Source organism: Streptomyces sp. NPDC059037 (assembly GCF_042740015.1).
Taxonomy (GTDB): domain Bacteria; phylum Actinomycetota; class Actinomycetes; order Streptomycetales; family Streptomycetaceae; genus Streptomyces.
On the sequence record NZ_JBHYIG010000407.1, the window covers coordinates 1 to 6,437 of the forward strand.

Annotated in this window: 7 protein-coding genes; 5 read left to right on the plus strand and 2 right to left on the minus strand. The window is 71.2% G+C overall.

Annotation, left to right across the window (positions count from 1 at the left end; all coding sequences use genetic code 11):
* Nucleotides 1–178: 178 nt before the first annotated feature.
* Nucleotides 179–1,261, plus strand: coding sequence for a Zn-dependent alcohol dehydrogenase (locus ACFWY6_RS43275; RefSeq protein WP_384702765.1), 1,083 nt, complete (start codon nt 179–181; stop codon nt 1,259–1,261).
* Between the two features lie 142 nt (nt 1,262–1,403).
* Nucleotides 1,404–2,762 carry an MFS transporter gene (locus ACFWY6_RS43280; protein ID WP_384702768.1) on the plus strand — a complete coding sequence of 453 codons (1,359 nt, stop codon included), beginning with the start codon at nt 1,404–1,406 and terminating at the stop codon, nt 2,760–2,762.
* Here the strand turns inward: ACFWY6_RS43280 and ACFWY6_RS43285 are convergent.
* Nucleotides 2,728–3,771 carry an urea transporter gene (locus tag ACFWY6_RS43285; protein WP_384702771.1) on the minus strand — a complete coding sequence of 348 codons (1,044 nt, stop codon included), beginning with the start codon at nt 3,769–3,771 and terminating at the stop codon, nt 2,728–2,730. The genes ACFWY6_RS43280 and ACFWY6_RS43285 overlap by 35 nt on opposite strands.
* Nucleotides 3,772–3,883: 112 nt before the next feature.
* On the minus strand, nt 3,884–4,543 hold the full coding sequence (locus ACFWY6_RS43290; protein ID WP_384702773.1) for a TetR/AcrR family transcriptional regulator: 660 nt from the start codon (nt 4,541–4,543) through the stop codon (nt 3,884–3,886).
* Between the two features lie 72 nt (nt 4,544–4,615).
* Here ACFWY6_RS43290 and ACFWY6_RS43295 point away from each other — a divergent pair, with 72 nt between their 5' ends.
* The 3 genes from ACFWY6_RS43295 to ACFWY6_RS43305 form a co-directional block, all read left to right on the plus strand.
* Entirely contained in the window at nt 4,616–5,767 is a 1,152-nt protein-coding gene (locus ACFWY6_RS43295) for an acyl-CoA dehydrogenase family protein (protein WP_384702777.1), read from the plus strand.
* A gap of 88 nt (nt 5,768–5,855) precedes the next feature.
* A complete protein-coding gene (locus ACFWY6_RS43300) occupies nt 5,856–6,146 on the plus strand; it encodes a YiaA/YiaB family inner membrane protein (RefSeq protein WP_361816359.1) in 291 nt (96 codons plus the stop codon).
* 91 nt (nt 6,147–6,237) lie between these two features.
* A partial coding sequence (locus ACFWY6_RS43305) for a helix-turn-helix domain-containing protein (protein WP_384702781.1) occupies nt 6,238–6,437 on the plus strand: 200 nt, incomplete at its 3' end.

Here is a 6,437-nt window from a genome sequence, read left to right on the forward strand (position 1 = left end):
GCCCCGCGCTCCGAGCTCTGCGCTCAGCGCTCTGAGCTCAGAGCTCTGAGCTCAGAGCTCTGAGTCCTGAGTCCTGAGTCCTGAGTCCAGAGCCCTGAGCCCTGAGCCCTGAGTCCAGAGCCCTGAGCCCTGAGCCCTGATTCTCTTCCTGTTCCGCGCCTTTGAGGAGTACGCCATCGTGGTCCGCGCCGCTGTTCTGCCCGCCGTCGGGTCCCCTCTGGAGATCACCGAGATCGACCTGCCCGAGCCGGGCCCCGGCCAGGTGCGGGTGCGCCTGGCCGCCGCCGGGGTCTGTCACTCCGATCTGTCCCTGACCGACGGCACGATGCGGGTCCCGGTGCCGGCGGTGCTCGGACACGAGGGCGCGGGCACGGTGGTGTCCGTGGGCGCCGGTGTCACCCATGTCGCGCCGGGTGCCGGGGTGGTGCTCAACTGGGCGCCGTCCTGCGGCAGTTGTCACGCCTGCTCGCTCGGTGAGGTGTGGCTGTGCGGGAACGCGCTGGCGGGCGCGGCCGACGTCTACGCCCACCGCTCCTCGGACGGCGGCGATCTCCACCCCGGTCTGAACGTCGCGGCGTTCGCCGAGGAGACGGTGGTGGCCGCCAACTGCGTACTGCCGGTCCCGGACGGCGTCCCGCTCACCGACGCGGCACTCCTCGGCTGTGCGGTGCTCACCGGGTACGGCGCGGTGCACCACTCGGCGAAGGTCCGCGAGGGCGAGACGGTCGCCGTCTTCGGGGCCGGCGGGGTGGGCCTCGCCACGCTCCAGGCGGCGCGGATCGCGGGGGCCTCGCAGATCATCGCGGTCGATGTCTCCCCGGAGAAGGAGGAGTTGGCGCGGTCGGCGGGGGCGACGGAGTACGTCGTCGCCTCCGATACCACCCCCAAGGCGATCCGCAAGCTGACCGGTGGTCAGGGTGTGGACGTGGCGGTGGAGTGCGTGGGCCGCGCGGTGACGATCCGGGCGGCGTGGGAGTCGACGCGGCGCGGCGGGCGGACGACGGTGGTCGGCATCGGCGGCAAGGACCAGCAGGTCACCTTCAACGCCCTGGAGCTCTTCCACTGGGGGCGGACGCTTTCGGGCTGCGTGTACGGGAACTCGGACCCGGCGGTGGACCTGCCGGTCCTGGCGGAGCATGTCCGGGCGGGGCGCCTTGACCTGGGGGTCCTGGTGACCGACCGGATCGCCTTGGACGGCATCCCGGCGGCCTTCGAGAACATGGTCGCGGGGAAGGGCGGCAGGGCGCTGGTGGTGTTCTAGGCGGGGGCCAAGGACACCGTTCACTGCCCAGGGGCAAGAAATTGTCCGAACCGTTGACCACATACCCACTGGTCGGTACGTTCCCTGCAATCACGGCGCCACCCCCTGTCCCGTCCCCGGAACCACCGGAGTGTGCACCCGCATGGACCCCGCACCGACCTCCGCAGCCCCCCTCTCCGCTCCCACCCAGAAGTCCAAGGACCCGGCGGATCCCCACCGCCGCAAGGTCGCCACCGCCGCCGCCCTCGCCTCCGCGGTCGAGTGGTACGACTACTTCGTCTTCGGGATAGCCGCAGCCCTCGTCCTCGGCGACCTCTACTTCCCCGCGGGCAGCTCATCCGCGGGAGTCCTCGCCGCCTTCGCGACCTTCGCCGTCGGCTTCCTCGCCCGCCCCATCGGCGGCGTCATCGCGGGCCAGCTCGGGGACAAGCGGGGCCGCAAGCCCATGCTGGTCCTCGCGCTGACGCTGATGGGTGTCTCGACCACCGGCATCGGTCTGCTCCCCACGTACGAGACCGTCGGCATCGCCGCTCCGATCCTGCTCGTCACCCTCCGCGTCCTGCAGGGCATCGCGGTCGGCGCGCAGTGGGGCGGCGCCATGCTGATGGCCACCGAGTACGCCCCCGAGGGCAAGCGCGGCCTCTACGGCAGCCTGGTCCAACTGGGCGTCCCCATCGGTGTGGTGACCGCCAACACCGTCTTCCTGGTCGCCGGTGCCGCCACCAGCGAGAGCGCCTTCGAGGCGTGGGGCTGGCGGGTGCCGTTCATGGTCGGGATCCTCGTCCTCGTGCTCGCCTGGTACATCCACACCCGCGTGGAGGAGACGCCCGAGTTCCGCGCGGCGGAGAAGGCGCTCGCCGAGAAGGAGAAGGGCGAGAAGGGCGACGGGGGCGGCAAGAGTTCCCCGCTGCGCACCATCCTCCGCCACCACCTCGGCACCGTCTTCCTGGCCGGCGGCTCCTTCGCGGTGAACACGGCGACCTTCTACATCATCATCACCGGCGTCCTCGACTACACGACCCGCGAACTCGACATGAAGCGCAGCGCGGTCCTCACCGTCTCGCTCTGCGTCAGCCTCACCCAACTCGCCCTGATCCCGGCCTCCGCGGCGCTCTCCGACCGCATCGGGCGGCTGCGGATCTACGCCATCGGCGCGGCGGGGCTCGCGGTCTGGGCGGTGCCGATGTTCCTGCTCATCGACACCGGATCGCTGCTGTGGCTGGCCGTCGGGACGTTCGTGACCAGCTGTTTCCTGAGCATCATGTACGGGCCGCAGGCCGCGCTCTTCGCGGAGCTCTTCACGGCCGAGATGCGGTACACGGGAGCCTCGCTCGGCTACCAGATCGCGGCGGTGTTCGGCGGCGGGCTGGCGCCGTTCGTGATGGTGCTGCTCCTTGAGGCGACGGGCACGTCGATGGCCGTCTCGGCCTACATCATCGGGCTCGCGGTGATCGCTCTCGTCTCGATCAAGGTGCTTGCGGGGCGGGCGAGTTCCCGCTGACGCCCCCGGCCGCGGCCGATTCCGGCGCCGTCCGCCCCGACGGCGCCGGAATCGTCGTACGCAATCGGGGGAAGGACGGGGCCGCCGCGAGGAACACGAGCGTCGTCAGGATGAACGGCCAGGTGAAGGCATGCCCGCCGGACGGTGCGAGGAGCGCGGAGAGTGCGGGGCCGACGGCGGTCGCGGTGGCCGCGCCCACGAGTGCGTACGCCAGAGTCGCCCCCCGGACCGGCAGGAAAGTGCCGCACAGCGCGAGGGCGACGAGCACCGAGTTGTATCCCATCGAGCCGTCGGCGATCCGCGCGGCGGGCGCACCGAGCGCCCACGCCGAGCCGATGCCGACGAGGCTGCCCAGGCACGCCACGGCGCCCGCGCGACGGCTCGCGACGAAGAGGCCGAGGAGCAGCAGAGCGCCGACGTACCACTGCGGCATGAAGAAGATCTGGGCGAAGTCGGCGAAGAAGGCCCTGGCCAGGTCGGGGAGTTGGAGGGTGGTGGGGCCCGTTGCCGCCCGCGGGAGCGCCGCGGGGCCGTTCGCGTGCTGCCCCACCCGTTCGAAGCCGGGCGCCGCGAGCGTCATCACACCGGCCAGCAGGCAGTACGGCATGGTCAGGGGCGGAAGGCGCCAGACGCCGAGCAGTTGCGTCATGGCCGCCGTCACGACCGTGACGACCACGCACCCCGCCAGCGCGAGCCCGGCCGTGGACAGGTGCTCGGCGCCGAGGAACACGGCGAAACACAGCGCGGTGAGGCAGGCGTTGAAGCCTTCGAGGCCGGCGGATACGCCTTCCCGCGACGCCCCGAGCGCTCGCGCGGTGGCGGTGCCGACCGCCGTGCCCGCCAGGCCGTAGAGCCCGTACTCCCAGCCCGCCGCGAACAGCGCGACGCAGAAGACGGCGCCCGCGGCGGCGCTGGGCAGGAAGGTGACCTGCGCGTGGCCGCGCAGGACCTGGGCGGCGAAGGGGAGCACCCCAAGAGGCGGGCGCCTGGCATCCGTCGAGGGCCGCACGACTCACTCCCGTGTTACGTCCATGTTTCGCCCGGCAAGGCGGATGCACTTTACATCTACGCACGTGTCGGGCGGTATGGCGCCTTGGTGTGCCGTGAACCCCGCGCCCCGGTCAGGCGGCGGGCGTCGCCACCTGCTCGTACTGCAGGGCGAGACCGTCGAGCAGGGCCCGCAGGCCGGTCTCGAAGGCCCGCTCGTCGATCTGCTGCTGGCGGTCGGCGAGCAGGTGGGCCTGGCCGAGGTGCGGATAGTCGGCCGGGTCGTACGCCGCCTCGTCGTCCACGAAGCCCCCGGCGAACGAGCCGAGCGCCGAGCCCATGACGAAGAACCGCAGCAGCGCGCCGATGGACGTCGCCTGCGCCGCGGGCCAGCCCGCGTCGACCATCGCGCCGAAGACCGCGTCCGCGAGGCGCAGTGCGGCCGGGCGGCGGCCGGGACCGTGGGCGAGCACCGGGACGATGTTCGGGTGCCGGGTGAGCGCCGCCCGGTAGGACACCGCCCAGTCGTGCAGGGCCGTGCGCCAGTCGCGCTCGTCGGCGGTGTCGAACATCGACAGGTCGACCTGGGCGCTGACCGAGTCGGCGACGGCCTCCAGGATCTCGTCCTTGGTGCGGAAGTGGTTGTAGAGCGAGGGTCCGCTCACCCCGAGCTCGGCGGCGAGCCGGCGCGTCGACACGGCCGTGAGCCCCTCGGCATCCACGAGCGCGCGCGCCGCTTCCACGATGCGGTCTCTGCTGAGGAGGGGCTTGCGCGGTCGGGCCATGCGGCACATAGTAGGGCTGCCAATAGAAACTAGCAGTGCTAATTTAAACCGGGAGAACCGGGAAAAGTGGGGGTGTTCTCGATGAATCTGGAGCTCAGCGAGGAGCAGATCGCCGTCAAGCGGCTCGCCAGGGACTTCGTCGAGCGCGAGATCGCCCCGCACGTCGTGGAGTGGGACCGCGCGGAGAGCGTGGACCGGTCGATCGTGAAGAAGCTCGGCGAGGTCGGCTTCCTCGGTCTGACCATCGACGAGGAGTACGGCGGCTCGGGCGGCGACCACCTCGCGTACTGCCTGGTGACCGAGGAGCTGGGCCGCGGCGACTCCTCCGTGCGCGGCATCGTGTCGGTCTCGCTGGGGCTTGTCGCCAAGACCATCGCGTACTGGGGCGACGAGGAGCAGAAGCGGCGGTGGCTGCCGGGGCTCACCTCCGGGGAGCTCGTCGGCTGCTTCGGGCTCACCGAGCCGGGCACCGGGTCCGACGCGGGGAACCTCTCGACCAAGGCCGTGCGCGACGGCGACTCCTACGTCATCAACGGCTCCAAGATGTTCATCACGAACGGCACCTGGGCCGATGTCGTGCTGCTCTTCGCACGGTCGACCGACGCCCCCGGACACCAGGGCGTCTCCGCCTTCCTCGTGCCGACCGACACCCCAGGACTGAGCCGCCGCACCATCCACGGCAAGCTCGGCCTGCGCGGCCAGGCCACCGCCGAGCTGGTCCTGGAGGACGTCCGGGTCCCGGCGTCGGCCATGATGGCGCCCGAGGGCAAGGGCTTCTCGGTCGCCATGTCGGCGCTCGCCAAGGGGCGGATGTCGGTCGCCGCCGGCTGTGTGGGCATCGCCCAGGCCGCCCTGGACGCGGCGGTGACGTACGCGACCGAGCGCGAGCAGTTCGGCAGGACCATCGCCCACCATCAACTGGTCCAGGAGCTGATCACCGACATCGCGGTCGACGTGGACGCGGCCCGGCTGCTCACCTGGCGGGTCGCCGACCTCATCGACCGGGGGCAGCCGTTCACCACGGAGTCCTCCAAGGCGAAGCTGTTCGCGTCGGAGGCCGCCGTCCGCGCCGCCAACAACGCGCTGCAGGTCTTCGGCGGCTACGGCTACATCGACGAGTACCCGGCGGGCAAGCTGCTGCGCGACGCCCGTGTGATGACGCTCTACGAAGGCACGAGCCAGATCCAGAAGCTGGTCATCGGGCGGGCGCTGACGGGGGTCTCCGCGTTCTGAGGCCGCGGGGCCCGACCGGCGTACTGAGTACCGAAGTTGAGTACGAGAGCGGATGTCGCGGCGTCGTTCCCGGGCCAGGCTCTGGGGCATGAGTGAGACACCGGTCAAGCAGCAGAACACCACCGCCTACTACGGCCAGGCGGTCGCCTCGTTCGCCGTGGCGCTCGCCGCGACGGCCGGCGGCATCTACAGCCTCGACGTCAGCGGCTGGATCCGCGCCTTCCTCGCCGTCTCCGTGCTGTACCTGACGACGTCCGCGTTCACGCTCGCCAAGGTCGTCAGGGACCGGCAGGAGGCCGACCAGATCGTCAGCCGTGTGGACCAGGCCCGCCTGGAGAAGATGCTTGCCGATCACGACCCGTACAAGCCGGTGGCCTGATCCTTTCAGGCCACCGGCCTGATCCGGCGCCCTAAGCGCTTGCTCACCACCAGGGGTATGGTGTCCCTTCCGACCGGCGGAAGGAGTGGGCATGAGCGCGGCGGAGGAGACCGAGGTCGAGGCAGCGGACCAGCCATGGGGCGAGGTCACGCCTGACGCGGCACGGCGGCTGCTCGTCGCCGCCGTCGAGGCCTTCGCCGAGCGCGGGTACCACGCGACGACGACGCGGGACATCGCGGGCCGCGCGGGCATGAGTCCCGAGGCGATCTACATCCACTACAAGACCAAGGA

What these genes read in the sequence shown, in the direction of transcription:
- ACFWY6_RS43280 (WP_384702768.1), top strand. Translation starts at nt 1,404, where the DNA reads ATGGACCCCGCACCGACCTCCGCAGCCCCCCTCTCCGCTCCCACCCAG.
- ACFWY6_RS43290 (WP_384702773.1), bottom strand. Translation starts at nt 4,543, where the DNA reads ATGTGCCGCATGGCCCGACCGCGCAAGCCCCTCCTCAGCAGAGACCGC.
- ACFWY6_RS43295 (WP_384702777.1), top strand. Translation starts at nt 4,616, where the DNA reads ATGAATCTGGAGCTCAGCGAGGAGCAGATCGCCGTCAAGCGGCTCGCC.
- ACFWY6_RS43300 (WP_361816359.1), top strand. Translation starts at nt 5,856, where the DNA reads ATGAGTGAGACACCGGTCAAGCAGCAGAACACCACCGCCTACTACGGC.